The organism is Tranquillimonas alkanivorans (genome assembly GCF_900115595.1).
GTDB classification, from domain to species: domain Bacteria; phylum Pseudomonadota; class Alphaproteobacteria; order Rhodobacterales; family Rhodobacteraceae; genus Tranquillimonas; species Tranquillimonas alkanivorans.
Genome location: NZ_FOXA01000013.1, coordinates 30,590 through 56,643, shown reverse-complemented (window position 1 = coordinate 56,643; position 26,054 = coordinate 30,590). Strand labels below are relative to the sequence as shown.

The 26,054-nt window shown below is 67.5% G+C and carries 26 protein-coding genes and 1 tRNA gene; 15 read left to right on the top strand and 12 right to left on the bottom strand.

Features of this window, described 5'->3' with window-relative positions; all coding sequences use genetic code 11:
* Nucleotides 1-17: 17 nt before the first annotated feature.
* Nucleotides 18-152: a 50S ribosomal protein L34 gene (gene rpmH / locus BM162_RS15160; protein ID WP_012177012.1), complete on the bottom strand. Its 135-nt coding sequence runs from the start codon at nt 150-152 to the stop codon at nt 18-20.
* Between the two features lie 285 nt (nt 153-437).
* Between rpmH and BM162_RS15155 the strand changes: the two genes are divergently transcribed.
* From BM162_RS15155 to BM162_RS15120, 8 genes are all read left to right on the top strand, one after another.
* Entirely contained in the window at nt 438-1,172 is a 735-nt protein-coding gene (locus BM162_RS15155) for a TVP38/TMEM64 family protein (protein WP_093423736.1), read from the top strand.
* Nucleotides 1,172-2,629, top strand: a complete 1,458-nt coding sequence (locus BM162_RS15150) for a dihydrolipoyl dehydrogenase family protein (RefSeq protein WP_093423733.1) — start codon at nt 1,172-1,174, stop codon at nt 2,627-2,629. Before BM162_RS15155 ends, BM162_RS15150 begins: the two co-directional genes overlap by 1 nt.
* A 19-nt stretch (nt 2,630-2,648) precedes the next feature.
* The gene (locus BM162_RS15145; protein ID WP_093423730.1) at nt 2,649-4,052 is read left to right on the top strand and encodes a sensor histidine kinase; all 1,404 of its coding nucleotides are present in this window, start codon (nt 2,649-2,651) and stop codon (nt 4,050-4,052) included.
* Nucleotides 4,053-4,145: 93 nt separating this feature from the next.
* Nucleotides 4,146-4,222: transfer RNA gene (locus BM162_RS15140), tRNA-Arg, on the top strand.
* 145 nt (nt 4,223-4,367) lie between these two features.
* A complete protein-coding gene (locus BM162_RS15135; protein WP_093423727.1) occupies nt 4,368-4,883 on the top strand; it encodes a 2Fe-2S iron-sulfur cluster-binding protein in 516 nt (171 codons plus the stop codon).
* Nucleotides 4,880-5,872: an FAD binding domain-containing protein gene (locus tag BM162_RS15130; RefSeq protein ID WP_093423724.1), complete on the top strand. Its 993-nt coding sequence runs from the start codon at nt 4,880-4,882 to the stop codon at nt 5,870-5,872. Before BM162_RS15135 ends, BM162_RS15130 begins: the two co-directional genes overlap by 4 nt.
* Complete coding sequence (locus tag BM162_RS15125; RefSeq protein ID WP_093423721.1) at nt 5,869-8,067, top strand: xanthine dehydrogenase family protein molybdopterin-binding subunit; 2,199 nt, start codon at nt 5,869-5,871, stop codon at nt 8,065-8,067. Before BM162_RS15130 ends, BM162_RS15125 begins: the two co-directional genes overlap by 4 nt.
* Nucleotides 8,068-8,271: 204 nt before the next feature.
* Nucleotides 8,272-8,811: a hypothetical protein gene (locus BM162_RS15120; protein ID WP_143096164.1), complete on the top strand. Its 540-nt coding sequence runs from the start codon at nt 8,272-8,274 to the stop codon at nt 8,809-8,811.
* Between the two features lie 37 nt (nt 8,812-8,848).
* On the opposite strand, the gene BM162_RS15115 is transcribed toward BM162_RS15120, so the two are convergent.
* The gene (locus BM162_RS15115) at nt 8,849-9,331 is read right to left on the bottom strand and encodes a MarR family winged helix-turn-helix transcriptional regulator (RefSeq protein WP_093423715.1); all 483 of its coding nucleotides are present in this window, start codon (nt 9,329-9,331) and stop codon (nt 8,849-8,851) included.
* A 277-nt stretch (nt 9,332-9,608) separates the two neighbouring features.
* On the opposite strand from BM162_RS15115, the gene ectA reads away from it, so the two are divergent.
* From ectA to BM162_RS15095, 4 genes are read left to right on the top strand one after another with little or no spacing between them, the layout of a single operon-like run.
* Nucleotides 9,609-10,118 (top strand): diaminobutyrate acetyltransferase, encoded by a 510-nt coding sequence (gene ectA / locus BM162_RS15110; RefSeq protein ID WP_093423713.1) that lies wholly within the window; start codon nt 9,609-9,611, stop codon nt 10,116-10,118.
* A 57-nt stretch (nt 10,119-10,175) separates the two neighbouring features.
* The gene (gene ectB / locus BM162_RS15105) at nt 10,176-11,465 is read left to right on the top strand and encodes a diaminobutyrate--2-oxoglutarate transaminase (RefSeq protein WP_093423710.1); all 1,290 of its coding nucleotides are present in this window, start codon (nt 10,176-10,178) and stop codon (nt 11,463-11,465) included.
* Between the two features lie 5 nt (nt 11,466-11,470).
* Nucleotides 11,471-11,857 (top strand): ectoine synthase, encoded by a 387-nt coding sequence (locus BM162_RS15100; RefSeq protein WP_093423707.1) that lies wholly within the window; start codon nt 11,471-11,473, stop codon nt 11,855-11,857.
* 31 nt (nt 11,858-11,888) lie between these two features.
* On the top strand, nt 11,889-13,340 hold the full coding sequence (locus BM162_RS15095; RefSeq protein WP_093423703.1) for an aspartate kinase: 1,452 nt from the start codon (nt 11,889-11,891) through the stop codon (nt 13,338-13,340).
* Between the two features lie 192 nt (nt 13,341-13,532).
* Here BM162_RS15095 and BM162_RS15090 read toward each other — a convergent pair whose 3' ends face one another.
* The 4 genes from BM162_RS15090 to BM162_RS15075 form a co-directional block, all read right to left on the bottom strand.
* The gene (locus BM162_RS15090) at nt 13,533-15,548 is read right to left on the bottom strand and encodes a CocE/NonD family hydrolase (protein ID WP_093423700.1); all 2,016 of its coding nucleotides are present in this window, start codon (nt 15,546-15,548) and stop codon (nt 13,533-13,535) included.
* 169 nt (nt 15,549-15,717) lie between these two features.
* Complete coding sequence (locus tag BM162_RS15085; protein WP_093423698.1) at nt 15,718-16,794, bottom strand: 5-(carboxyamino)imidazole ribonucleotide synthase; 1,077 nt, start codon at nt 16,792-16,794, stop codon at nt 15,718-15,720.
* On the bottom strand, nt 16,787-17,272 hold the full coding sequence (gene purE, locus BM162_RS15080) for a 5-(carboxyamino)imidazole ribonucleotide mutase (protein WP_093423695.1): 486 nt from the start codon (nt 17,270-17,272) through the stop codon (nt 16,787-16,789). The genes BM162_RS15085 and purE overlap by 8 nt, the downstream gene beginning before the upstream one ends.
* Nucleotides 17,273-17,343: 71 nt before the next feature.
* Nucleotides 17,344-17,562, bottom strand: a complete 219-nt coding sequence (locus BM162_RS15075) for a YdcH family protein (protein ID WP_093423693.1) — start codon at nt 17,560-17,562, stop codon at nt 17,344-17,346.
* Nucleotides 17,563-17,717: 155 nt separating this feature from the next.
* Between BM162_RS15075 and BM162_RS15070 the strand changes: the two genes are divergently transcribed.
* Entirely contained in the window at nt 17,718-18,143 is a 426-nt protein-coding gene (locus tag BM162_RS15070) for an Hsp20 family protein (RefSeq protein WP_093423919.1), read from the top strand.
* Between the two features lie 4 nt (nt 18,144-18,147).
* Nucleotides 18,148-18,375 carry a DUF1150 family protein gene (locus tag BM162_RS15065; RefSeq protein ID WP_093423690.1) on the top strand — a complete coding sequence of 76 codons (228 nt, stop codon included), beginning with the start codon at nt 18,148-18,150 and terminating at the stop codon, nt 18,373-18,375.
* Between the two features lie 144 nt (nt 18,376-18,519).
* Here BM162_RS15065 and BM162_RS15060 read toward each other — a convergent pair whose 3' ends face one another.
* Together BM162_RS15060 and trxB are read right to left on the bottom strand one after the other, a co-directional pair.
* Complete coding sequence (locus tag BM162_RS15060) at nt 18,520-20,232, bottom strand: bifunctional sulfate adenylyltransferase/adenylylsulfate kinase (protein WP_093423688.1); 1,713 nt, start codon at nt 20,230-20,232, stop codon at nt 18,520-18,522.
* A 212-nt stretch (nt 20,233-20,444) separates the two neighbouring features.
* On the bottom strand, nt 20,445-21,449 hold the full coding sequence (trxB, locus tag BM162_RS15055) for a thioredoxin-disulfide reductase (protein ID WP_093423685.1): 1,005 nt from the start codon (nt 21,447-21,449) through the stop codon (nt 20,445-20,447).
* Between the two features lie 194 nt (nt 21,450-21,643).
* Here trxB and BM162_RS15050 point away from each other — a divergent pair, with 194 nt between their 5' ends.
* Complete coding sequence (locus BM162_RS15050; RefSeq protein ID WP_093423683.1) at nt 21,644-22,144, top strand: Lrp/AsnC family transcriptional regulator; 501 nt, start codon at nt 21,644-21,646, stop codon at nt 22,142-22,144.
* A gap of 4 nt (nt 22,145-22,148) precedes the next feature.
* On the opposite strand, the gene BM162_RS15045 is transcribed toward BM162_RS15050, so the two are convergent.
* The 4 genes from BM162_RS15045 to lgt form a co-directional block, all read right to left on the bottom strand.
* Nucleotides 22,149-23,018, bottom strand: coding sequence for a Hint domain-containing protein (locus tag BM162_RS15045; protein ID WP_093423680.1), 870 nt, complete (start codon nt 23,016-23,018; stop codon nt 22,149-22,151).
* 270 nt (nt 23,019-23,288) lie between these two features.
* The gene (gene pgeF / locus BM162_RS15040; RefSeq protein WP_093423677.1) at nt 23,289-24,047 is read right to left on the bottom strand and encodes a peptidoglycan editing factor PgeF; all 759 of its coding nucleotides are present in this window, start codon (nt 24,045-24,047) and stop codon (nt 23,289-23,291) included.
* Nucleotides 24,037-25,104 (bottom strand): class I SAM-dependent methyltransferase, encoded by a 1,068-nt coding sequence (locus tag BM162_RS15035; RefSeq protein WP_093423675.1) that lies wholly within the window; start codon nt 25,102-25,104, stop codon nt 24,037-24,039. Before BM162_RS15035 ends, pgeF begins: the two co-directional genes overlap by 11 nt.
* Nucleotides 25,101-26,000 carry a prolipoprotein diacylglyceryl transferase gene (gene lgt / locus BM162_RS15030; RefSeq protein ID WP_093423672.1) on the bottom strand — a complete coding sequence of 300 codons (900 nt, stop codon included), beginning with the start codon at nt 25,998-26,000 and terminating at the stop codon, nt 25,101-25,103. The genes BM162_RS15035 and lgt overlap by 4 nt, the downstream gene beginning before the upstream one ends.
* Nucleotides 26,001-26,054 lie beyond the last annotated feature (54 nt).

Here is a 26,054-nt window from a genome sequence, read left to right as displayed (position 1 = left end):
CTGCCCTGTGGCGGCGCTCAGGCGCTCAGCGACTTCCGGCCGCGGGCGCGGCGGGCGTTCAGGATCTTGCGGCCGGCCTTGGTGGCCATGCGGGCGCGGAACCCGTGGCGGCGCTTGCGAACCAGGTTCGAAGGCTGGAAAGTGCGTTTCATCTGTCGGTCTCCGTCAGGCGGCCCAAATCCCTGCCGGATTCGAAGGCCCGTGCATGTTCGAAGCCCGCCCTCTAAGGACATTCCTCAGGCAAGTCAACAGCGCCGGACCCGGCTGCAACACTCGATGTCCGCAGGCGGGCGATTGTTACAGTTTCCCGCCTTGGGAGGCCACCGGAGGTCGTCGTTCTTCACTGGCCATCAACCGGGCGTGATGTGGCAGGCGGGACCGCATCGGCGGGTTCATGTCTTGTGGCATGAAAGCGGCGGGACGGCAGAGGAATGGCCATGAGCGACACGACCCGACCTGAACCGCGCGGCGGCCTTTTGCGCAAGCTTCCGCTGATCGCCATCGCAGTGGTGGCGGTCCTCGGCGCGCTTACTCTGGGCGACTGGCTCAGCTTCGAGACGCTGGCCGAGAATCGCGAGCGGCTGCTGGCGTTTCGCGATTCGAACTACGTCGCGATGGTGCTCGTCTTCATTGCGGCCTATGTCGCCATCGTCGCCTTTTCGCTCCCCGGTGCGACGGTGGCGACGCTGGCGGGCGGGTTCCTGTTCTCGACGTTCCCCGGCGTGCTTTACAACGTGACCGCGGCCACCTGCGGCGCGTCGCTGATCTTTCTGGCGGCACGCTGGGGGTGGGGCGAGAAGCTGGCCGCGCGGATGGATGCGAGCGAGGGCATGGTGAAGCGGATCAAGGCCGGCATAGACGACACGCAGTGGGAGATGCTGTTCCTCATCCGACTCGTCCCCGCGGTGCCGTTCTTCGTCGCCAATCTCGTGCCCGCCTTCGTCGGCGTGCCGCTGTGGCGCTACGTCGTGACCACGTTTCTCGGGATCATTCCGGGAGCGCTGGTCTTCACCAGTGTAGGGGCCGGGCTGGGCGAGGTCTTCGCCCGCGGCGAGACGCCCGATCTGGGCATCATCTTCGAGCCGCACGTTCTGCTTCCCATTTTCGGGCTTTGCGCGCTTGCGGCGCTGCCCATCGTGTTGAAGGCCGTGCGCGGCAGAAAGGGTCTGTGATGGAGAACAGCAGGATCGACCGCGACGATGCACAGCCCGTCACCGAAAGGATCAAGGTCGACGTCTGCGTGATCGGCGCAGGCTCAGGGGGTTTGTCAGTTGCGTCGGGCGCGGCGCAGATGGGCGCGCGCACCGTCCTGATCGAGGGCGGGAAGATGGGCGGCGACTGCCTCAACTACGGGTGCGTTCCGTCGAAGGCGCTGATCGCGGCGGCCAACCACGCACACTCCATGCGCAGCGGCGCGCCCTACGGTATCACGCCGGTCGAGCCGCAGGTCGACTATGCCGCCGCCAAGGATCATGTCCGTCGCGTCATCGACGCCATCGCCCCGCACGACAGCCAGGAGCGGTTCGAGGGGCTGGGGGTCCGCGTGATTCGCGACTGGGCGCGCTTCATCTCGCCCACCGAGGTGCAGGCCGGCGGCACCGTGGTCGAAGCCCGCCGTTTCGTCATTGCCACCGGGTCCTCGCCGCTCGTCCCGCCGATCGAGGGGATCGGCGACGTGTCGTACTACACCAACGAAACGATCTTCGACCTGCGCGAACGGCCCGAGCACCTGCTGATCGTCGGGGGTGGTCCCATCGGAATGGAGATGGCGCAGGCGCATGTCCGCCTTGGTTGCAAGGTCACCCTGGTCGAAAGCGGCCGGGTACTGCCGAAGGACGACCCCGAACTGGCGGCGTTGGTCGCCGAGCGGCTGAAGGCCGAGGGGGTCGAGATCGTCGAGCGGCAGCAGGTGGAGCGCGTGTCCTTGGAGGGCGACAGGATCACGCTGCAGACAGGTGACGGACGCTTCACCGGTACGCACCTCCTCCTCGCAGTGGGCCGGAGGGTCAATCTCGACCGGCTGGACCTGGGCCGGGCGAACGTGGCGTACGACAAGGGCGTGACGGTGGGTGCGGACCTGCGCTCGACCACCAACAAGCGCGTCTATGCCGTGGGCGACGCGGCCGGCGGGCTGATGTTCACGCACGTCGCGGGCTACCATGGCGGCGTGGTGGTGCGCTCGATCCTGTTCGGGCTGCCGGCGAAGGCGAAGACCGACCACATTCCGTGGGTCAGCTACACCGACCCGGAACTGGCGCAGGTGGGCCTGACCGAGGCGCAGGCGCGGGAGCGTTTCGGCGAGAGGCTGACCGTCGCGCGGGCGGACTTCGGCGGCAACGACCGCGCCGTGGCCGAGGGCGCGACGACGGGGCTGGTCAAGGTGGTGATCGTCGGGGGCCGCCCCGTAGGTGCTTCCATCGTCGGCAAAGGGGCCGGGGACCTGATCGCGATGTGGGCGCAGGCCATTGCCAACCGGCAGAAGATGCGCGCCATCTCGGACACCGTTCTGCCGTACCCGACGATGTCCGAGATCAACAAGCGTGCCGCGGGGGCCTATTTCTCGCCCAAACTGTTTGATAATCCTTGGGTGAAGCGGGTCGTGGGGGTCGTCCAGCGCGTGCTTCCCTGACCCGCGCGAAGGGGCGCGCATGTTTCTGAATACACTCTCCGGACGCTTTCTGATCCTGACGACGGTGTTCGTCATGCTGGCCGAGGTGTTGATCTTCGTCCCCTCGGTCGCGCGCTTCCGCGAAGATTACCTGCTGTCCCGGCTGGAGCGTGCCCAGATCGCGTCGCTGTCGCTTCTGGCAAGCGACATGATCGACGAGAATTTGGAAAGCGAGCTGCTGGAGAACGCCGAGGTTTTCAACGTCGTGCTTCTGCGCGACCAGGTGCGCCAGCTCGTTTTGTCCTCGCCCATCCCGTCGCCCATCGACGCGACCTACGACCTGCGCGCCATCGGGCCGCTGCAACTGATCCGCGATGCGATGCTCGACCTGTTCAAGACCGAGAACCGCGTGATCCGGGTGATCGGCGACCCGGTGCGCGAGGGCGGGCTGCTGATCGAGATCACCATGCCCACCGCCCCGCTGCGCGCGGCGATGATCGACTACGGCATCCGCATCCTGATCCTGTCGGCGGTCATCTCGGTGCTGACGGCGCTTCTGCTGTTCCTCGCCGTGCGGCGCTTCCTCGTGAAGCCGATCAAGGGGGTGATCGACGCGATGTCGAGCTACGCCGCCGCCCCCGAGGACGCGCGCCGCATCATCCAGCCTTCGGCCGGAGTGCTGGAGTTGCGCGAGGCCGAGGTGACGCTGCAATCGCTGCAGACCCAGCTGACGGCGGCGCTGCGACAGAAGGACCGGCTGGCCCAACTCGGCGGGGCGGTGGCGAAGGTCAGCCATGACCTGCGCAATATCCTGACCTCGGCCCAGCTGTTCGCCGACCGTCTGGAGGGCAGCGAGGACCCGGCGGTGAAGCGGATGACGCCGAAGCTGCTGAACTCGATCAGCCGCGCCGTCAGCCTGTGCGAATCCACGCTGACGTTCGGCAAAGCCGAGGAACCGCCGCCGACCCTGTCGCGCGTCCAGATTGCCGGAATCGTGCACGACGTGATCGACGGCGAACGGCTGGCTGCGGGCGAGTACGACATCAGCTTCTCCGAGGACGTGCCGGGCGGCATGGTCGTGCGGGCGGATCCCGAACAGCTTTACCGCGTAATCGCGAACCTCGTGCGCAACGCCCGGCAGGCGATCGCGGCCAGCGGCGAGCCGGGCGAGATCTCGGTGCGCGCCACCGAGGACGAGGCGGCGTGGAGCATCACCGTCGCCGATACCGGCCCGGGCCTGCCGCCAAAGGCGCGCGAGCACCTGTTCCAGCCATTCCAGGGCCGGGCGAGCAAGGGCGGCTCGGGGCTTGGGCTGGTCATCGCCTCTGACCTCGTGCGCGGGCATGGTGGGCGGCTCGAGCTCGAGAGCACGGGGCCCGACGGCACCCGCTTCCTGATCACGCTGCCCAAGCAGATCGTCAGCCTTGACGCCGCCGCCGAATGAGGCTTACGCCACGGAGGGCGGGTTTTTCACCGATCACGTGGAAATCGGCCCTTGCAAAGCCCGGCCACGCTGGGTACATCGCCCTCACTCCACGCGCTGGTAGCTCAGTTGGATAGAGTACCTGACTACGAATCAGGGGGTCGGGGGTTCGAATCCTCCCCAGCGCGCCATTTCCTCCCCTAAGTCCGACTGAGCGTTGCGTTGCCCGATATTCGGGCATCCACAAGCGCATGTCTTTCGCCCCGACGGCACGGGCACTTTCCGGGGAACAACGGTAGCCTTCCGCGCGTCCTGTGCAGGCAAGGAGGCGCTGTCATGGAAATCACTCTCGACATCAACGGCGACAGGCAGGTGCTGGACCTCGATCCACGCACGAGCCTGCTGGACGCGCTGCGTCATCACCTCGGCCTGACGGGCTCGAAGAAGGGCTGCGACCACGGCCAGTGCGGCGCCTGCACGATCCTGGTGAACGGGCGGCGCATCAATTCCTGCCTGACGCTCGCCGCCATGCACGAGGATGACGAGATCACCACCATAGAAGGCATCGGCCGGCCCGGCCACCTGGCGCCGCTGCAAGAAGGGTTCGTCCGGCACGACGGTTTCCAGTGCGGCTATTGCACGCCGGGCCAGATCATGTCCGCCACCGCGATGATCGAGGAGGCGCGCGAGGGCTGGCCCAGCTATGTCTCGCCGTCGCTCGAGGGTGACATCGAGCTGAGCGACGAGGAGATCGCCGAGCGCATGAGTGGCAACCTCTGCCGCTGTGCCGCCTATACCGGCATCGTGCAGGCGATCCGCGAGGCGGCCGAGACGCGGGAGGCCGCGGAATGAGGCCCTTCGACTACATCCGCGCCGACGCGCCCGCGACCGCGACGAAAGAGGCGGGCGCCGGGGCGCGCTATATCGCGGGCGGAACAAACCTGCTGGACCTGATGAAGCTCGAGGTTATGACGCCCGAGCGACTGGTCGACATCACCCGGCTCGACCTGCGTGACGTCGAGCGAACGCCTGAAGGCGGGCTCAAGATCGGTGCGCTGGTCACCAACAGCGACCTCGCCGCGCACCCGGACGTGCGGCGCGACTACCCGGTGCTGTCGCGCGCGCTTCTGTCCGGGGCGACCGGGCAGCTGCGCAACAAGGCGACGGCGGGCGGCAACCTGCTTCAGCGGACGCGCTGCTATTATTTCTACGACCCCGCGCAGCCCTGCAACAAGCGCGACCCGGGCAGCGGGTGCGGGGCCATCGGCGGCTTCAACCGCATCCACGCGATCCTGGGGGCGAGCGAGCACTGCATCGCCACGCATCCCTCGGACATGGCGGTGGCCATGCGCGCGCTCGACGCCGAGATCGAGGTCGAAGGCGCGGACGGCGCGGGGCGACGGATCCCGATCGCCGATCTCCATCGCCTTCCGAGCGACACGCCGCAGGATGAGACGACGCTCGCGCCCGGCGACCTGATCACCGCCGTGATCCTGCCGCCCCCGGCGAAGAACACGTTCCAGGCCTATCGCAAGGTGCGCGACCGGGCTTCCTATGCCTTCGCGCTGGTTTCCGTGGCGTGCGTGCTGCGCATGGACGGCGACCGGATCGGCGGGGTGGCGCTGGCTTTTGGCGGGCTCGCCCACAAGCCGTGGCGCGACCCGGAGGTCGAGGCCACGCTGACGGGCGAGTCGCCGTCCGACGACCTGTTCGACAAGGCGGCCGATACGCTTCTGCGCGAGGCGCAGGGGCAGGGCGGCAACGACTTCAAGATTCCGCTCGCACGACGCACCCTGAAGGCGGTGCTGCGCGAGGCGACGCAGACGGAGGCAGCGGCATGACGACCTATCTTAAGATGGACGCGCCGCAGCCGCGGCACCTGGACGAAACGGCGCAGGGCGTCTTGGGGGCGCCGCAGGACCGGCCCGAGGGGCCGCTGAAGGTATCCGGCCGCGCCGTCTATGCCGCGGAGCACGAACTTGACAACATGGCTGACGGCTTCCTCGTCCGCGCCACGATATCAAAGGGTCGCGTCGTCCGGATCGACGAGGCGTCGGTGAAGGCCATGCCCGGCGTGCTCGCCGTGATCAGCGATGAGCGCTTCCTGCGCAACCCGGCGCAAGGCGGGGCAGGGGCGGCGCCTGTGCAGGGCGCGGCCGAGGTCGCCTATTTCGGGCAGCCCATCGCCGTCGTCGTCGCCGAAACATTCGAACAGGCGCGTCACGCCGCGCGGTCGCTGAAGGTCGAGTATGCCGTCGAGGAAGCGGACGTGGACCCCGAGACGGCGTCGAAGGTGGACACGCCGGATAGGCGGCAACTTGACCAGGGCGACATCGCAGCGGCCATGGGTGACGCCCCCCACGCAGTCGACGTTACCTATACCACCCCGGTGCAAAGCAGCGCACCGATGGAGCCGCATGCCTCGATCGCCGAGTGGGACGGGGATCGGCTGATCCTGCGCGGCTCGTACCAGATGCTGAAGTTCAACCGGGCCGAACTGGCCGATTCACTAGGTATCTCCGCACAGAACGTGCGTATCCTGTCGCCCTACGTCGGCGGCGGCTTCGGCTCGAAGCTGGGGATCGCGCCCGAGGCTGTCGCGGCCTCGATCGCGGCGCAGGAACTGGGCCGCCCGGTGCGCGTCGTCATGGCGCGCCAGCAGGTGTTCGAAGGCACCATGCGCCGCAGCGAAACGCGCCAGCGCATCCGGCTTGCCGCCGATACAGAGGGGCGGCTGACGGCGCTGGGGCAAGAGGACCGCGTGTCGAACCTGGTGGGCGAAAGCTTCAGTGAACCTACGGCGCAGGCGACGCACTTCCTGTACGGCGGCGAGAACCGCCGTTTCAAGCAAGAGGTTGCGCGCGTCAACCGCACCTGCGCCGGCTCGGTCCGCGCGCCGGGTGAGGCGGTGGGCATGCTGGCGCTGGAATGTGCCATGGACGAGCTGGCCGAGGCAGCCGGGCTCGATCCAATCGAACTGCGCAAGCGCAACATCCCCGACCTGCATCCCGAAAGTGGCATTCAGTACTCGGCCCGCTCCCTCGCCGCCTGCCTGGACGAGGGCGCCCGCCGCTTCGGGTGGAGCGAGCGAAGCCCTGAGCCGGGACAGCGGCGCGAGGGCGAGTGGCTGATCGGGCTGGGCATGGCCACCGCCGCGCGAGCGAACGTCCTGTCCGAGGCGCAGGCGCGGGTCACCCTGCACCCCGACGGCACGGCGCTGGTCGAGACCGACATGACCGACATCGGCACGGGCACCTACGCTGTCCTGCGGCAACTGGTGGCCGAGATGCTGGGCCTGCCGTCCGAGAAAGTCGAGGCGCGGCTGGGCGACACCGACCTGCCGCCGGGGCCGGGCTCGGGCGGGTCATGGGGCGCCTCGTCGTCGGGGTCGGCCGCGTTCCTCGCCTGTCGCGGCATTCGCCAGATGCTCGCCACAAAGCTGGGCTGCACCGCCGACGAGCTGCGGCTTCAGGACGGCACGGCCACCGGGGGCAACCTGCGGGCACCGCTGGCCGACCTGCTGACCGACGGGCCGATGGTCGAGGAGGGGCACCTGGTGCCCGGCACCACGGCAAAGGAATTCAGCCAAGCGAGCTATGGCGCGCACTTTGCCGAGGTCGCCGTCAACGCGACGACCGGCGAGACCAGGGTGCGGCGGATGCTGGGCGTCTTTGCCGCCGGGCGCATCTTGAACGAGAAGACCGCGCGCTCGCAGTGCCAGGGCGGCATGGTCTGGGGCATCGGCGCGGCGCTGACCGAAGAAATCGCTCACGACCCGCGCGACGGCCACATCGTCAACCGGGACCTGGCCGAGTACCATGTTCCGGTGAACCTCGACGTGCCCCAGATCGAAGTCGCCTTCCTGGACGAGCGCGACGACGCGGCGTGCCCGATCCAGTCCAAGGGTATCGGCGAGCTCGGCATCTCGGGCGCCGGCGCGGCGGTGGTCAACGCGATCTACAACGCCTGTGGCGTGCGCGTGCGGGAGTATCCGGCCACGCTGGACAAGGTTCTGGCCGGCCTTCCCGCGCTCTGACCGGGGGCGAGACCTTCACACTAGCGTGACGCTGGGACGGCCTTTTGGGCGAACCGGTTGATCCGATTGCGCCTTCGCCTCAGGGGAGCATGCACCCTCGCCGAACCCGACTCAGTCCGATTGTGGTATGCTTGACAGACGGGCAGCAACCGGAGCCTCCACCAAAAGAACAGGGCTGGCTCCCTAAACCCGAAAGTTCCTGCCATGAACCGCATGTCAGACCTCCGGCCGAGGGGCTGCGGCGTCTTCCTGCGCGCCGGCGTTTCCGCCGTCGCACTGGTGCTTGCCGCCGTGGCCGTTCCCGGCCCTTCATCCGCGGACACTTTGCAGCTTTCCCGGTCTGTCGGTGTCGGCCCCACCGATTATTCCGCCGCGGACCTGATCCTGTTAAGGCGTGCGGCTGCCGAAGATGACGGCAGCTTCACCCGCTATCTGCGCCACCTGCGTGCCCGTGCCGAGGCAGACGGGGCACCGATCCCCGGCGGCAATTCGCTAGCGTCGTTAGCCGGCGTCGCTCCGGGCACCTATAGTGCCGTCGAAATGGTGCTTATCATCCGCGCACGCGAAGACGACGACGGTACGGCTCTCCGGAACACCCTTCGGGGTGGGCATTACGAGTTGTCCCGCGACACGCGCGGACGCCTCACCCCTTCGAAGCAGCAACTGGCGGGCCTGCTGGGCGTGAGCCCTCGGGGTTACACGCTCACGGAACTGGTGATGATGCGCAGAGCGATCGAAGACTGAGGAGCGCGTCGCGCCGGGTCTTGGCCCGGCGCGGCCGTCAGCTGTGCGGGCGGCCCGACAGGTCGCCGATGTCGAGGACGGGCGAGGCGTCGATACCCTCGGCGTCCAGCATCGCCGCGACCCGTTCGAGCGAGGCGACGATCATCGCCTGCTCCCAGTCCTCGAGCGACTCGAATTGTTTCACGTACTTCTGCTGAAGTGCGTCGGGCGCTTCGAGCACGGCCTGCCGCCCGATCTGCGTGATCACGACGTTGGTCTGCCGGCGGTCGCGCTGCGACTGATGGCGTTCGACCATCTTCTTGGCCGACAGCCGGTCGATCAGCGAACTCATCGTCGCCTGCGACACGCCCATGCGCTTGGCGATGTCCTTGGGTGTGGCTTGCCCGGTCTCGGCCACGATCTGCAGCACGCGGATCTGCACGGCCGTGAGGCCTGCCGCCTTGGCGAGTTTCCGGCCGTAGAGTTCGGTCGATCTGAGGATGCGCCGGATGGCGATGAGGCTTTGGTCTGTGCGGTCCATGGCGTGCCGTGTGCGTAACGATTCGGGTGTGCCGCCAGCCTTGAGTGGCAGCGTCTGCAATTCTGACATCAGATGTATCTCGTTCTCCACACTCGGGATGCTTCGCATCATGTAGTATTATTAGTTAGCCTTGCAAAACAGCGGGACGGCGCCCATCTGCATGCATCAGCGGCAACTATCCCCCGACTTGGGGGTTGATTGGCCGAAGCGATGTATATACTTAGCAATGCTAAGAGACAACACGAGGCTAATCGAAGTGACGAAAACCGCCACAAACATGCCCCGCAAGCCCATCGCGTTGCGCAAGCCGACCGGTGAAGACGGTTCCGCCGTCTGGTCGCTCGTCAAAGAGTGCAAGCCGCTCGACGAGAACTCGATGTACTGCAACCTGATCCAGTGCGATCATTTCGCGGATACCTGCGTGATCGCCGAGCTCGACGGCGACACCGTCGGCTGGATCTCGGCCTATATCGTGCCCGAGGACCCGGAGACGCTGTTCGTCTGGCAGGTCGCCGTGTCCGAGAAAGCGCGGGGGCAGGGTCTGGCGCGTCGCATGCTGAAGGACATCCTTTCGCGCGAGATCTGCGCGGATGTCAGCAAGCTGCAGACCACGATCACCAAGGACAACGACGCATCCTGGGCGCTGTTCACCCGCTTCGCCGAGCGCGAGGGCGCGGAGATCGACAGCGAGGCGCACTTCAAGCGCGACGAACACTTCGACGGCCAGCACGCCACCGAACACATGGTGACGATCGCCTTCAGCGAACCGATGAGCGCGGCGGCCTGATCACCGCCGCCCGAAGGCGTCCCACCTCTATCACGAACAAATATCCGAGGACTTGTTATGTCGACTGTCACCACAGCCGAACCGACCATTTTTGAACGACGTGAATCCGAAGCACGCTCCTATTGCCGCTCGTTCGACACCGTCTTCACCAAGGCCAGCGGCAGCACGCTGACCGACAAGGAAGGTCGCGACTACATCGACTTCCTGTCGGGCTGCTCGTCGCTGAACTACGGCCACAACGACCCCGACATGAAGGCCGCGCTGATCGAGCACATCTCGAACGACGGCATCGCACACGGCCTCGACATGTACACCGAGACCAAGCAGGCGTTCCTCGAGACGTTCGAGCGCCTCGTGCTCAAGCCGCGTGGCATGGAGCACAAGGTCATGATGACCGGCCCGACCGGCACCAACGCGGTCGAGGCGGCGCTGAAGCTGGCGCGCAAGGTCACCGGCCGCAAGAACGTCATCTCGTTCACCAACGGCTTCCACGGCATGTCGCTGGGCGCGCTGGCCGCGACCGGCAACGCCGGCAAGCGCGCGGGTGCGGGCGGCGTTTCGCTGAACGACATGACCCGCATGCCCTACGAGGGGTCGCTGGGCGACGACGTGGACACGCTCGCCGTGATCGAAGCGATGCTCGACAACCCTTCGAGCGGCATCGACGCGCCCGCCGCGTTCCTCGTCGAGCTCATCCAGGGCGAGGGCGGCCTGAACGCCGCTTCGACCGAGTGGGTGCAGGGCATCGCCCGCATCGCGAAGAAGCACGGCGCGCTGCTGATCGTGGACGACATCCAGGCCGGCATCGGCCGCTCGGGCACCTTCTTCTCGTTCGACGAGATGGGCATCGAGCCGGACCTGATCCCGCTGGCGAAGTCGCTCTCGGGCTTCGGCCTGCCGTTCGCCGCGCTGCTGGTGCGCCCGGACCTCGACATCTGGAAGCCGGCCGAGCACAACGGCACGTTCCGGGGCAACACCCACGCTTTCGTCACGGCGCGCGTCGCGCTCGAGAAGTTCTGGGCCGACGATGCCTTCAAGACCGAGATCGCCGAGAAGGCGAAGGTTCTCAACGCCGCGCTCCAGCGCATCGCCGACAAGATTCCGGGCGCCAAGCTCAAGGGCCGCGGCATGATGCAAGGCGTCGACGTGGGCTCGGGCGACCTGGCCGAGCAGATCTGCGCCGAGTGCTTCGACAACGGCCTCGTGATCGAAACTTCGGGCGCCCACGACGAAGTCGTCAAGGTGCTCGCCCCGCTCACCACGCCGATGGAGCAGTTCCAGAAGGGCCTGACCATCCTCGAGAACGCCGCGCAGAAGTGCGCGCCCATGCAGATCGCCGCGGAGTAACAAACATGATCGTACGCGACTTCAACGAGCTGAAGAACACCGACCGCGCCGTTTCGGATGCCCGCTGGACTTCGGTCCGCATGCTGCTGGCCGACGACAACATGGGCTTCTCGTTCCACATCACGACGCTGGAAGCGGGTTCGGAGCACACGTTCCACTACAAGCACCATTTCGAGAGCGTGTACTGCATGTCCGGCCGTGGCTCGATCACCGATCTGGCCACCGGCAAGACCTACGAGATCAAGCCGGGCGTCATGTACGGCCTCGACCAGCACGACAAGCACACGCTTCGCGCCGAGGAAGAGCTCGTCATGGCCTGCTGCTTCAATCCGCCGGTCACCGGCAACGAAGTGCACCAGGCCGACGGAAGCTACGCGCCCGCGAATGGCTGAACCTGTAATCCAACGACTGCCGGAAAGTCCCATGACCCAACACGGCAACCATACCGTTGAAAAGATCGGCGGGACGTCCATGTCCCGCCTCCCCGAGCTGGTGGACACGCTGTTCGTCGGGGACCGCGAGGGTGCGGCGCTCTATAACCGCGTCTTCGTCGTCTCGGCCTTCGGCGGCATCACCGACAAGCTGCTCGAGCACAAGAAGACGGGCGAGCCGGGCGTCTATGCGCTGTTCTCCAGCGCCGAGAACGACCACGGCTGGTCCGACGCGCTCAGCCGCGTTTCCGCGGCGATGACGGAAGCGCATAACGCGGTCCTCGACCACCCCGCCGACCAGAGCATGGCCGACGACTTCGTGCGCGAACGCATCGAAGGCGCGCGCAACTGCCTGATCGACCTGCAGCGCATCTGCTCGTACGGCCACTTCAAGCTGTCGCAGCACATGCTCATCATCCGCGAGCTGCTGTCGGGGCTGGGCGAGGCGCACTCTGCCTTCGTCACCTCGCTTCTGCTGCGCCGTCACGACGTCGCCGCGCGGTTCGTGGATCTGAGCGGTTGGCGTGACGAGGGCGAGTACTCGTTGCAGGAGCGCATCCTGTCGGGCCTCGAACATGTCGACCTGAGCGAAGAGCTGCCCATCGTTACCGGCTACGCCCAGTGCTCCGAGGGGCTGATGCAGGAGTTCGACCGCGGATATTCCGAGGTCACCTTCTCGCAGATCGCATCGCTCACCCATGCGCGCGAGGCGGTGATACACAAGGAGTTCCACCTGTCCTCGGCCGATCCCAAGCTGGTGGGCGCGGACAACGTGCGCAAGCTGGGTCACACCAACTACGACGTGGCCGATCAGCTGTCGAACATGGGAATGGAGGCGATCCACCCCAAGGCGGCGAAGACGCTACGCCAGGCAGGTGTGCCGCTGCGTGTGACCAACGCGTTCGAGCCGATGGACCCGGGCACACTGATCGACGACCAGGCGGCCGAGACGTCGTCGGCCGAGATCGTCTGCGGCCTGAACGTCTATGCCATCGAACTGTTCGAGCAGGACATGGTCGGCGTGAAGGGCTACGACTCGACGATCCTCGAGGCGCTGACGCGCCACAAGATCCGCATCGTTTCGAAGACCTCGAACGCGAATACGATCACCCACTACGTCGACGCGCCGCTCAAGGCGATCAAGCGGGTCGAGCGCGATCTGCGCGAGCGTTATCCGCAGGCCGACCTGGCCGTGCGCTCGCTGTCGATCGCTTCGGTGATCGGGCGCGACCTCGGCGGGCTGCGGCTGCTGTCCAAGGGTCTCGACGCCCTGGACGAGGCGCAGGTCGAGGTCATTGCCGCGCACCAGAACACGCGCAGCGTGGACGTGCAGTTTCTTGTGAAACGCGAGGCGCTGGATACGGCGGTCAAGGCTCTGCACGACATGGCCTTCGGCACCGCCGAAGATCAGCAGCCCGCGCCGGTGGACAAGCAGGCGGCGTAAAGACCGTTTATGCGTACGACTGAAGGGCGGCCCGCGGGCCGCCCTTTTTTCTTTGCGTGATCCGGCCAAAAGGGCGACGCCCCGCTTCTTCCGGACCCGGCCGGCAGCATCGGGCGAGCGCCTGCCCGGGCCTCAACGGCGCTTTCCCCGCGCCTGTCCCTGAGGACCGGCGCAGTGGGAAGAACCGCCGCTCTACACGTGGTCCCGGGGTATCGTCTCGTCCCAACTCAGGCTCTTCACCCGCACGTCGCCCTCGTAGGCGTCGAGTTCGGCCCGGAGGTAGAAGTTCTCCCGATCCGAGGTCAGGCGCGTCTTGGTGCGGGTGTGGATCGACCAATCCCCGCGCTCGAGTGTCCGGGTCCACTCCGTTTCCCCCACGACCGAGGTGAAGTCGCCGGGCGTCACGCCGTAGCGCTCGACCGCGTGGCTGCCCACGGTCAGGTCGATGTCGTCCAGCCGGAAGCGCCCCCGGTCATCCACGACCTCGAGCTCGGCCCACTGTCCGCCCAGGTCGTGGCGCACCAGCCAGCGATGTTCGGGCACCTCGAACGTGGTCAGGGCGGGGCCGGGGGCCTGTACCGGTGCACCGAAGTCGCGAATCTCCTCGTTCTCCTTCACCGGGCGCGCCGGAACCGACAGCGTGCTTTCGCCGGTCCAGACCGTCAGCTTCACGTCCGTCGGCGGCGTCCAGGCAAGCGGCCAGTAGACCGTCGAGACCGAAAGCCGGATGCGGTGGCCCTTCGGCACGCGCTGGGCGATGTAGTTCATCGGCACCTTCACGCGGTATCGCTTGCCCGGCTCCATCGGCTCGGGGTGCTGTCGGCTGTCGCGGTGGGTCAGGTTCATCAGGCCATAGGTGATGCGGGTCACCTGGTGGTCGGGCCGCATGTCCGACAGCCGCACCGCCACCATCGCCACCGGCTGGTCCGAAGCGAGCTCGAGCTCGACCTCCGGGGCGCCCAGGATCTCGACATCCTCTTCCAGCGGCTCGGTCTGGAACACCAGCGCGCCGCCGTCGTCGATCCGCTGATCACCCGCCAGGTCGGGCCCGTTGGCGTAGGAACACCATTTCCCAGCCGCGAGACCCAGCGTCACCGGCGACTGCACGTCCATCGGCTTCACCTCGTCGCTGCCGCCGTTGGGAACCAGCGCCCGGTCCGGGCTGATCGTGTAGCGCAGGTCGCGGATGCGGGGGGAGGGCCAGACGTCCTCGCCCACCCAGTGTCCGGGGCGATAATCGTATTCGGGATTCGGAGGCATGCTGTCCTGCATCCAGGCGCAGACCATCGGATCGTCCTCGACCCCGGTGTCCTTGCCCTTGAGCCACTTGTCCCACCAGCGCAGCAGCTCGCCGAGGAAGTCGATGGCAGGGCCGGGGCGGCCGAAATGTGGATAGATGTGGCCCCAGGGGCCCACGAGGCCCTTTCTCGGCACATCCAGGTTCTCCATCAGCCGAAAGACGCTGTTGGTGTAGCCGTCGGCCCAGCCGCTCACGGCGAAGACCGGGATCTTGATGTCGGAGTAATCCTCGCACACCGACCCGTGCCGCCAGTAGGCGTCGCGCCGCTGGTGCTGGAGCCACGTTTTCAGCCAAAGGCCGGACCCCTCCAGCCGCTCCATCCACATGTCGCGCCAGCGCTCGCCCACGAGCGCGGGGTCGGGCGGCATGGTGTTGTACGAGAACATGACCGACGACCACGACAGGTTGTCGCCCAGAAGCGTGCCGCCCATGTGGTGGATGTCGTCGGAATAGCGGTCGTCGGTGGAGGCGATGGTCACGATCGCCTTCAGCGGCTCGGGCTGCATGGCCGCGATCTGAAGGCCGTTGAAGCCGCCCCACGAGATGCCCATCATGCCGATATTGCCGTCGCACCATTCCTGATCGGCAATCCAGTGCAGAGCGGCGACGCCGTCGTGCAGCTCGCTCGGCAGGTACTCGTCAATCAGCACGCCTTCGCTCTCGCCGCTGCCGCGGATGTCGAGCCGCACGCAGGCATAGCCGTGCCCGGCGAGGTACTTGTGCGTATGCTCGTCCCGCACCGTCGTGCCGAAGCGCTTGCGGTAAGGGATGTATTCCAGGATCGCGGGCACCGGCCCCGCGTCCTTCGGCCGCCAGATGCGCGCGGCCAGGTGCAGCCCGTCGGTGACGGGGATGAAGACGTTTTCTTCCTCGATGATCTCGTGCGGGAACTCGGTGATCGTTTTCATATGCATCGCTCCTCTCGCTGCCTCGGGTGTGGTGCGGACATGGCGGGGCAGGGCGGCTGAAGCCGCCGGAGGAGCGGGGCGTGGGGGCGCATGAGCCGCATGATGGACGAGACTCCTGAACAGTCAGTTGCTGCTGCAACGTCATGCGGCGGGCGTGCGTTCCTGCGGCTCAGGCGGGGTGGCCGGTGATCCGGTTGACGTGCCCCATCTTGCGACCCGGCCGCGCCTCGGCCTTGCCGTAGAGGTGCAGCGCCGCCGTGGGATCGGCGGACAGCTCGGGCAGGCGCGCCGCCTCGTCGCCGATCAGGTTCTCCATCACCACGTCGGCGTGCCGCCGGCCGTCGCCCAGCGGCCAGCCCGCGACCGCACGGATGTGCTGTTCGAACTGGTCGATCACCGCGCCGTTCTGCGTCCAGTGGCCCGAGTTGTGCACACGCGGCGCGATCTCGTTCACGATCAGGCCGCGCGGCGTCACGAACAGCTCCACACCCATCACGCCGACATAGTCGAGCGCGTTGAGGATGCGGCCGGCCAGCAGCACCGCGTCAGTCGTCTGTCCGCCGCTCAGGCGGGCCGGGACGGTGGTGGTCCGCAAAATCCCCTCGCGGTGCTCGTTCTCGCCCGGGTCGTAGCAGGCCACCGCACCGTCGATCCCGCGCGCGCCGATGACCGAGACTTCGTGGCTGAACTCCACGAACCCTTCCAGGATCGCGGGGGCGCCCTCAAGCGATGCCAGCGCCGCCTCGGCATCCTCCGGTCCCGTGATCCGGGCCTGCCCCTTGCCGTCGTAGCCGAAGCGCCGGGTCTTGAGGATGGCGGGCGTGCCGATGATCCTGAGCGCTTCGTTCAGGTCGTTGGCGGTGTCGACGGGAGCGAACGGGGCGGTGGCCAGGCCGAGGCCCGACAGGAATTCTTTCTCTGTCAGCCGGTCCTGGCTGATGCGCAGCGCCTCGCGTCCCGGCCGGATCGGGCGGATCGCCTCGATCCGGTCGAGCGAGGCGGTGGGCACGTTCTCGAACTCGTAGGTCACGACATCGACGGCTTCGGCGAAGGCCGCCAGCGCCTCCGCGTCGTCCCACGCGGCGGTGGTAACCGCGTCGGCCACGTGGCCCGCGGGCGGCTCGGGCGAGGGGTCGTAGATGTGGCACTTCAGACCAAGCCGCGAGGCCGCGACCGAGAGCATGCGGCCCAGTTGTCCGCCGCCGAGGATGCCGATCGTCGCGCCGGGAAACAGGGCATCACTCATCGACCGGCTCCTCCGGAATCGAGGCTGACAGCGCCGTGCGCCAGGCGTCCAACCGCTCTGCCAGTGCGCGGTCCGAAATGGCGAGGATCGCCGCCGCCATGAGCCCCGCATTCGCCGCGCCGGCGGCGCCGATGGCCATGGTGGCAACGGGGTAGCCCTTGGGCATCTGCACGATGGAATAAAGCGAGTCGACGCCCGACAGCGCCCGTGTCTGCACCGGCACGCCAATCACCGGGATACGGGTCTTCGACGCCATCATGCCCGGTAGGTGCGCCGCGCCCCCCGCGCCGGCGATGATCGCCTTGAGCCCACGGTCAGCGGCCGTCTTGCCGTAGTCCCACAGGCGGTCGGGGGTGCGATGCGCCGAGACGATGCGCGTCTCGTAGCTTACGCCCAGCTCGTCAAGGACCAGCGCAGCCTCTTTCAGCGTGGGCCAGTCCGATTGGCTGCCCATGATGATGCCGACGTCAGCGCCCATGACCTACCCCTTCGTCACCACGTGACGACCCGGTACACCGCCGCCGCCGCGGGCGCAACACGGGCGCCAGCTCAGGCGATGATGTCGGGCAGCAGGCGATCCTCGATGTCGCGGATCTGATCCTTGAGCGACAATTTGCGCTTCTTCAGCCTCCGCAGCATGAGCTGGTCGGCCGCCGTGCCCTCGTGCAGCGCGGCGATGGCCTCGTCCAGATCGCGGTGCTCGCGGCGGAGCACTTCGAGCTTCACGCGGAGGACCTCCTGGGTCTCCATCCTGCTGGAGACATTCATGGCCGGCTCCCTTTCTACGGTGCCCCAGACTACCCGTTTTCGCGGCCCGGTCAAAGCCCCGTGCCCTTGCGCGGTGCAAAAGCGGGGCCCATATCTGGCACAGGCGGTCGCCGAACGGGGCCGCTCAGCACGATCGCTTGATGAAGGACGTGTCGATGACGAAGATGACGCTGGGGTCGCACCCCTTCCTGCTCGGGTTCGAGCAGCTTGAGCGGCTGGTCGAACGGACCGCCAAGTCCGACGCGGGCGGATATCCCCCGTACAACATCGAACAGACGAGCGACGCGTCGTACCGCATAACGCTGGCGGTCGCCGGTTTCGCCGAGGACGATCTTTCGATAACGGTCGAGGATCGCCAACTGGTTATCCGCGGACGCCAGTCCGAGCCGGACGAGGAGCGCGTCTTCCTGCACCGCGGAATCGCCGCGCGCCAGTTCCAGCGGACCTTCGTGCTGGCCGACGGCGTTGAGGTCGCGGGAGCCAGGATGGAAAACGGTCTGCTGCACGTCGATCTCGAGCGCACCGTTCCCGAAACAGTGGTCCGGACGATCCGGATCTCGAAGGGTCAAGAAGAGGGGTAAGGGTATGAACACGCCGTACGAGGGTATTCCCGAGGACACGCAGAACATCGTCTACGTCCGGCCCGTTGCGGTCAACGAGCTGCCCGAGGACGTGCGCGAGCAGGCCGAGGGGCTTGAGACGATCTATGCCGTGCACAACGCCGACGGCGACCGGCTGGCGCTGGTCAAGGACCGGCAACTGGCCTTCATCGTGGCCCGGCAGAACGATCTCGCACCGGTCAGCGTCCACTGAGAAAATGAGGCGCCTACGGCGCCACACCAATACGTCACGCCGCGCTGGCGCGCGGCGCGATGCCTCCGGCGGGAGTATTTTCGTCAAGAGGATGCCCATGCGAAGAGGCCCCGGCGTAACACCGGGGCCTTCCGCGTTTCGGGCTCAGCGCTCGGTGCCGATCAGCCCCATCTGCTCGAGCTTGAGCAGCACTTGGTGCGCGCAATGGTCCACGTCGGTGCCCTCGGTCTCGACCCGCAGTTCGGGGTTCTGCGGCTCGTCGTAGGGGTCGGAGATGCCGGTGAACTCCTTGATCTTGCCCTCGCGCGCCAGCTTGTAGAGGCCCTTGCGGTCGCGCCGCTCGCATTCCTCGAGGCTGGTCGCCACGTGCACCTCGACGAAGGCGCCGAAGTCCTCGATCTCCTCGCGCACCGCCCGGCGGGTAGTGGCGTAGGGAGCGATGGGCGCGCAGATGGCGATGCCGCCGTTCTTGGTGATCTCGGAGGCGACGAAGCCGATGCGGCGGATGTTGAGGTCGCGGTGCTCCTTCGAGAAGCCGAGCTCGGAGCTGAGATTCTTGCGCACGATGTCGCCGTCGAGCAGCGTCACCGGGCGGCCGCCCATCTCCATCAGCTTGACGCGCAGCGCGTTGGCGATCGTCGACTTGCCCGAGCCGGACAGGCCTGTGAAGAACACGGTGAAGCCCTGCTGTGCCCGCGGCGGGCGCGTGCGGCGCAGCTCCTTCACCACCTCGGGGAACGAGAACCATTCCGGGATCTCCAGCCCCTCGGCCAGGCGGCGGCGCAGCTCGGTGCCGGAGATGTTGAGGACGGTGACGCCCTCCTCGATCTCGTCGGCGGGCTCGTACTGCGCACGCTCCTGCACGAAGACCATGTGTTTGAAGGGCACCATCTCGATGCCCATCTCTTCCTGGTGCTGCTTGAAGAGCTCCTGCGCGTCGTAGGGGCCGTAGAAATCCTCGCCGGCCGAGTTCTTGCCGGGGCCGGCATGGTCGCGGCCGACGATGAAGTGCGTCACGCCGTGGTTCTTGCGGATGAGCCCGTGCCAGATCGCCTCGCGCGGGCCGGCCATGCGCATGGCGAGGTTGAGGAGCGACAGGGTCGTGGTCGCGCCGGGGTACTTGTCGATCACCGCCTCGTAGCAGCGCACGCGGGTGAAGTGGTCGACGTCGCCCGGCTTGGTCATGCCGACGACCGGGTGGATCAGCAGGTTCGCCTGCGCTTCCTTCGCGGCGCGGAAGGTCAGCTCCTGGTGGGCGCGGTGCAGCGGATTGCGCGTCTGGAAGGCCACGACCCGGCGCCAGCCCAGCTTGCGGAACAGCGCGCGCAGTTCGTTCGGCGTATCGCGGCGGGCCTTGAAGTCGTAGTGCACCGGTTGCTGGATGCCGGTGACGGGACCGCCGAGATACACCTTGCCGGCCTGGTTGTGCAGGTAATTTACCGCCGGGTGCGCCTCGTCGTCGGCGCCGAACACCTTCTCGGCCTCGCGCGACTTGTTCGGCGTCCACTTGTCGGTGATCGTCATGGTGGCGAGGATCACGCCCTCCTGGTCGCGCAGGGCGATGTCCTGGCCCGACTCGACGCTGTCGGCGAACTTCTCGGGCACGTCGAGCGTGATCGGCATCGGCCACAATGTGCCGTCGGCAAGCCGCATCTCATCAACGACGCTATCGTAGTCCGCCTGGCCGAGGAAGCCCTTGAGCGGCGAGAAGCCGCCGTTCATCAGAAGCTCCAGATCGCAGATCTGGCGCGGGGTCAGATCCCAAGATGGAAGGTCGGCGGCCTCCACCTTCAGTTTCTGGGCGGATTCGTACGAGACGTAGAGTTCCGGTATCGGCGCGAGATTCGGCTGCTGCATGTTATGTACCCGAGTTAGACAAGCCGGGCGGGTCCCGGCGTAACACATTCGCGAGGTAGACCGCCGCCGGCGCGAAGATCAAGCTGTCGGGCCGGGGAAACGACGAAAAGGGATGACCGTCGGCGCCGGGTCACACGCCGTGGCACAAAATTCGCTCAGATGCGGAGCATCCGGAACGGGCGCGGGCGCGTCCGGCGCCCGCCCCGGAACGGTCAGGCGTCCTGCGGCACCTCGGCACCGTAGCCGAGCGGCTCGGTCGTGACCTTGCCCTCGTCCTCGCCCACCTCGGCGAGGAAGCGCTCGGCCTCGAGCGCGGCCATGCAGCCCATCCCTGCGCTGGTGACGGCCTGGCGATAGACGTGGTCGGTCAGGTCGCCCGCGGCGAAGACGCCGGGCACGCTGGTCGCGGTCGAGTCGGGCTTGGTGACGACGTAGCCGCCATGGTGCGTCTCAAGCTGGTCCTTCACCAGTTCCGAGGCCGGGGCGTGGCCGATGGCGACGAAGAAGCCCTTGCACGGGATCTCGGTGATCTCGCCGGTCTCGACGTGCTTGACGCGGACGCCCTCGACGCCCAGCGGGTTCTCGCCGCCCACGACCTCTTCGACGCCGTGGTTCCACAGCACCTCGATTTTCGGATTCTTGAGCAGGCGGTTCTGCAGGATCTTCTCGGCCCGCAGCGTGTCGCGGCGGTGGACCAGCGTGACCTTGCTGGCGAAGTTGGTCAGGAACAGCGCCTCTTCCACGGCGGTGTTGCCGCCGCCCACGACGACGACCTCCTGCCCGCGATAGAAGAAGCCGTCGCAGGTCGCGCAGGCCGAGACGCCGAAGCCCTTGAACTTCTCTTCGCTCGGCAGGCCCAGCCACTTCGCCTGCGCGCCGGTCGCCAGGATCAGCGCGTCGGCCGTCCAGACCTGCCCGCTGTCGGTGGTGGCGGTGAACGGGCGCTGCGACAGATCGACGGAGGTGACGATGTCAGACACGATCTCGGTGCCCACGGCCTTGGCGTGCGCTTCCATGCGCTGCATGAGGTCGGGGCCCTGCACCTCGATGTCGCCGGGCCAGTTCTCGACCTCGGTGGTGATGGTCAGCTGCCCGCCGGGCTGAAGGCCCTGGATCAGCACAGGCTCGAGCATCGCGCGCGAGGCGTAGACGGCCGCGGTATAGCCCGCCGGGCCGGAGCCGATGATCAAAACCTTGACGTGACGTGTGTCGCCCATTGTGTCGCCCCTTGCCGTTCGCGGTTCAGAGGGCGATATAGCCACTGCCCGGCGCGGCAGAAACCCCTGAAGGGGCAGAACCGGCCTCGGGCCTCTGGCCTTCCGCCAATTTTATGGATATTGCGCAACCGCGACACATTGTTGCGTGTTATGGCGGTGCGCCGTAAGCTTCGACATCCCAAGGAGGACAAAGGATGCCCGGACACAAGCTCGACCCGATCGATCGGAAAATCCTGTCCGAGCTTCAGGCCGACGGGCGCATGACCAACGTCGAACTGGCGCGCCGGGTTGGCATCTCGGCGCCGCCGTGCCTGCGGCGTGTCCGCACGCTCGAGGAGGCGGGACTGATCCGCGGCTACCACGCGCAGGTCAATTCGCGCGCGCTGGGGTTCGAGGTGCAGGTCTTCGCAATGGTCGGATTGCAGAGCCAGGCCGAGGTCGACCTGTCCCGGTTCGAGCAGCGCTGCCGCGACTGGCCGCTCGTGCGCGAGTGCCACATGCTCAACGGCGAGGTCGACTTCATCCTCAAGTGCGTCGCGCCGGACCTGTCGACCTTCCAGACCTTCCTGACCGAGCAGCTGACGGCGGCCGAGAACGTGGCCAGCGTGAAGACGTCGCTGGTGATCCGCAACGCCAAGGAACAGCCCGGCGTGCCGTTCGATGTGCTGGAAGAGCGGCTGAGCCGCAGCGCCTGACGGATCAGGCGGCGAAGGTCGCCGCCAGATCGTGTTCGCTCAGGCGCGGCATGGCGACCGGGCCGAACCCCTCGAACGAGTGCAGGTGCGGGAACAGCGACAGGTACACGCGCCGCATCTCCGGCCCCAGTGCGTCGGCACCGGTCGCGGCGGGGTGGAAGCTGTCGGTCTCGACCCCGTTCACCTGGATCACGGCGTGGCGCTCCAACACCAGGTGGAACACGCGCACGGGCGAGGGCGGGGAGATGCGGATCACGGTCATCCCGTCGGACATCACCGACACCGGCGCGAGCGCCGCATCGGCCTTCGCGGCGGCGCGGACGGCGGGGGTGTGGCTGACCAGCCGTGCGCCCTCGGCCAGCATGAGGTCGGGCATGGGACGGCCCAGTCCGAACCCGTCCGCGGCGATGCGGTAGAGGCGGCCGGCCGGGAGCTTGTCGCTCAGCCCCTCGGGCAAAAGCGTCATCGAGCCGACCCAAGCCAGCGGCTGCGGGCCATGCGCCGTATCGATCTCGGTGCCCGGAATCAGGTCCTCGACCGCAACGGGGCCCTGCGGAGTCTGCACCAGCGCTCCGCGCTGGAAGGCGGAAAAGGCGGCTTCGAAGGCGGGCTGGGCGGGACCGGGGCGCGCGACGGTTTCCGCGTCCCCGGCGCCGTTCAGGAACGAGATGTCGAAGCGGCGCACCGGGGCGCTGGGCGGAGCAGGCTGCGGCGCGACGGTGCCGCTGCGCGGAACGGTCCATTTCCGTCCGGCCTGTCCGCTTTGCAACGGTGTCTGGCGAGTGTAGCCCATCCGATCAATCCCCTCGCTGCCCGGCCCGTCGAGTACGCACGATCCGGCGTGCGGCCACAGCCTGCGCAAGCGGCGGGACATGGCCTGTCATCGTTCTGCCGGTCTCAAGCGGTGCTGCGCGGCACCCGGTGCGCGGCGTGAACCTGTCTCCACGACGGGATCTCCGCCGTCCTCGCGCTTTCCTCGATCACGCGCTCCAGCCATCTGCGGCGCTTGCCCTGCATCTCTCCGGTCCTTCTGTGTTGGAAACGGCGTTCTGCCCATCCTTCGCTTTGGAAGGTGGAAAGGCATTGAGGCAACGGTGGGGCGGAGCGGCGGAATTTGGGTGAAGACGCGGAAACGCCCCGCGGCTCAGAGCCGGATGACCGAGATCATGCGGCCGTAATCGGCCTGCTGCCGATGTACGCTGCGCCGGTACGAGAAGAAGCGCGCCGGGTCGTCGTAGGTGCAGTGTCGCGTCCACTCGGCCTTCTCGATCCCCGCCGCGCGCAGCCGGTGCAGGCCGAACGACGGCAGGTCGAAGTGCATCCGGTCGCCCTCGCCCCCGGCAAAGAAGCGGGAGTATTCGGGGTCCTCGGCCAGGAACATGTCGAAGAACTCGGGCCCGACCTCGTAGTTGCGCTGGCTGATCGTCGGGCCGATCACGGCGACGATCCCGTCGCGCCGCGCGCCTAGGTCGATCATCGCGTCGACCGTCGCCTCGAGCACGCCGTCGAGCGCACCTTTCCAGCCCGCATGTGCCGCGCCGATCACGCCGGTCTGGATGTCCGCGAACAGAACAGGCTGACAGTCCGCTGTCAAAATCCCCAGCGCGACGCCCTTGGTCTTGGTCACCATCGCGTCGGCCTCGGGCGGGGGCAACTCGTGCGGGCCGTCGATGACGGCCACGTCTGCCGAATGGGTCTGGTGCACCGTCACCAGCGATGGCGGCGCAACCTCGAGAGCGCGCGCCACGCGGGCCCGGTTGATCGCCACGGCCTCGGTCTGGTCCGAGGACCCGCGCCCACAGTTCAGCCCCTCGAACACGCCGGAAGATGCTCCGCCCTTTCGGGTGAAGAACCCGTGCGTGAGCGGGGAAAGCGCGTCGGACGTGATAATCTCAAGCGTCATGCAAAAGCCCCGGCGGCGGCGGCGCGGTATCGGGATGAAAACCCATTACCTTGAATAGGTGTCCCATTTCGTCGGGGTGGGTCAACCGCCGATGCGCGGCGATGTGGTTCTCGAGCGCTGCGCCGGTCAGCCTCCGCGCCAGCGCCTGCGCCCGCGCGGTGATGCCCAGCCGCTCGAGGAAGACGCCCTGCGGCACGAGCGCCGTGTGCGCGCAAGGAGTGGCCGCGGCCATCGGGCCGAACGCCACGTGCCCCGTCAGGTCGGCCTCGCCCGGCGCCTCCAGCGGATCGCGTTTCCTGTGCCCGGCCACGGCCTGCAGCGTGTCGCCCTTCGACGCCCACGACCCGTAATCCACGATCAGCGCCGCACCGCCGTTTCGTGCGATGCGCTCGCCGATCTGCGCGGCGAGCGACACCGCCGGCGCGGAGGTCTCGACCAAATCGCCGTCCTCAGTGTCGACCAGTCGGTCGGCCAAGGCGTCCAGCGGCGCAGATTCGCTCAGTCCGAGGGCCAGCCGGTCCTCCGTCACCGTCACCATCCGCTCGCGCCAGCCGTCGCCGTCGCGCAGGAACTGTCGCATGGGCAGGGCGTCGAAGAACTCGTTGGCGAGCAGGAACAGCGGGCGCTCGGGCAGGGTGCCGACCCCGTCGTGCCAGGTGGGAGCGTAGCCTTCCAGCGTCTCGGCCTGAACCTGCCGCAGCGGCGCCGACGCCTCGACCAGGTGCACCTCCATCGCCTCGTGAAAGCCCGGCACGTGCCGCGTCGCGCGCAGCACATCCGCCATGAGCGTTCCGCGCCCCGGCCCCAGCTCGGCCAGCGCGAACGGATTCGGCGCGCCCTGGTCCATCCAGGCCTGCGCAAGACTCAGACCCAGAAGCTCGCCGAACATCTGGCTGATCTCGGGCGCGGTCACGAAGTCGCCACTGCGCCCCAGCGGATCGCGGGTGGTGTAGTAGCCGTGCTCGGGATGCATCAGGCAGGCGGCCATGTAGTCGGCCACGTTCATCGCGCCGATGGTCCGGATCTGCCGGATCAGGATCTCGGACAGCGCGGTCATGCCCGCCCGTGCGCCAGCCGCGTGCGCGACAGCCAGATCAGCACAAGGCCCACCAGCAGCATCGGGAGCGACAGCACCTGTCCCATCGACAGGCCCGCGTCCCCAAGCCACACGACATAACCCATCGGGTTGCCGGGCGTGATGAATTGCGGGTCCGCCTGCCGAAAGATCTCGACGAACATCCGCGCGGCGGCATAGCCCGTCAGGAAAAGCCCCGTGATCAGGCCGGGCCGCTTCAGCGCGCCGGTGCCGAAGGCCATCACCAGCAGCACGCCGCCCAGCAGCAGCCCTTCGAGCCCGGCCTCGTAAAGCTGCGAGGGATGGCGCGCGCACAGCCCTGCGACGTCCGGGCAATCCTGCGCTGCCGCGCCGGGGAAGACCACAGCCCAAGGCACGTCCGACGGACGGCCCCAAAGCTCGGCGTTGATGAAATTGGCGATCCGCCCCAGCAGGATGCCCGGCGGCGTCGCCAGGGCCAGCATGTCGCCCAGGCTCAGCGGGTTCGGCCGGTACTTGCGCCAGACCAGAAGCCCCGCCACCACCACGCCGATCATCCCGCCGTGGAACGACATGCCCCCCTGCCAGATCATCGGGATTTCGAGCGGGTGCGCCAGGTAGTAGCCGGGCTGATAGAACAGCACGAAGCCCAGCCGCCCGCCGATCACGATGCCCAGGATCACGGCTGTCACCAGCTCCTCGACCTGCGCGGGCGTCAGCGGTGGCTCGCTCCCCGGCCACAGCGCCGCGCGCTTGGCCGCCGCGACCGCCACGCGCCAGCCCAGCAGGATGCCCACGACATAGGCCAGCGCGTACCAGCGCAGCGCGAAGGAAAAGCTGCCGACGTCGATCGAGAAGATCTCGGGCCGGATCTCGGGAAAGGGGATGGCTGCCAGCATGGCGCCGGTTAGGGCGCACAGGCCGGGCGAAGTCAAGGTTGAGAACCCGGCGGA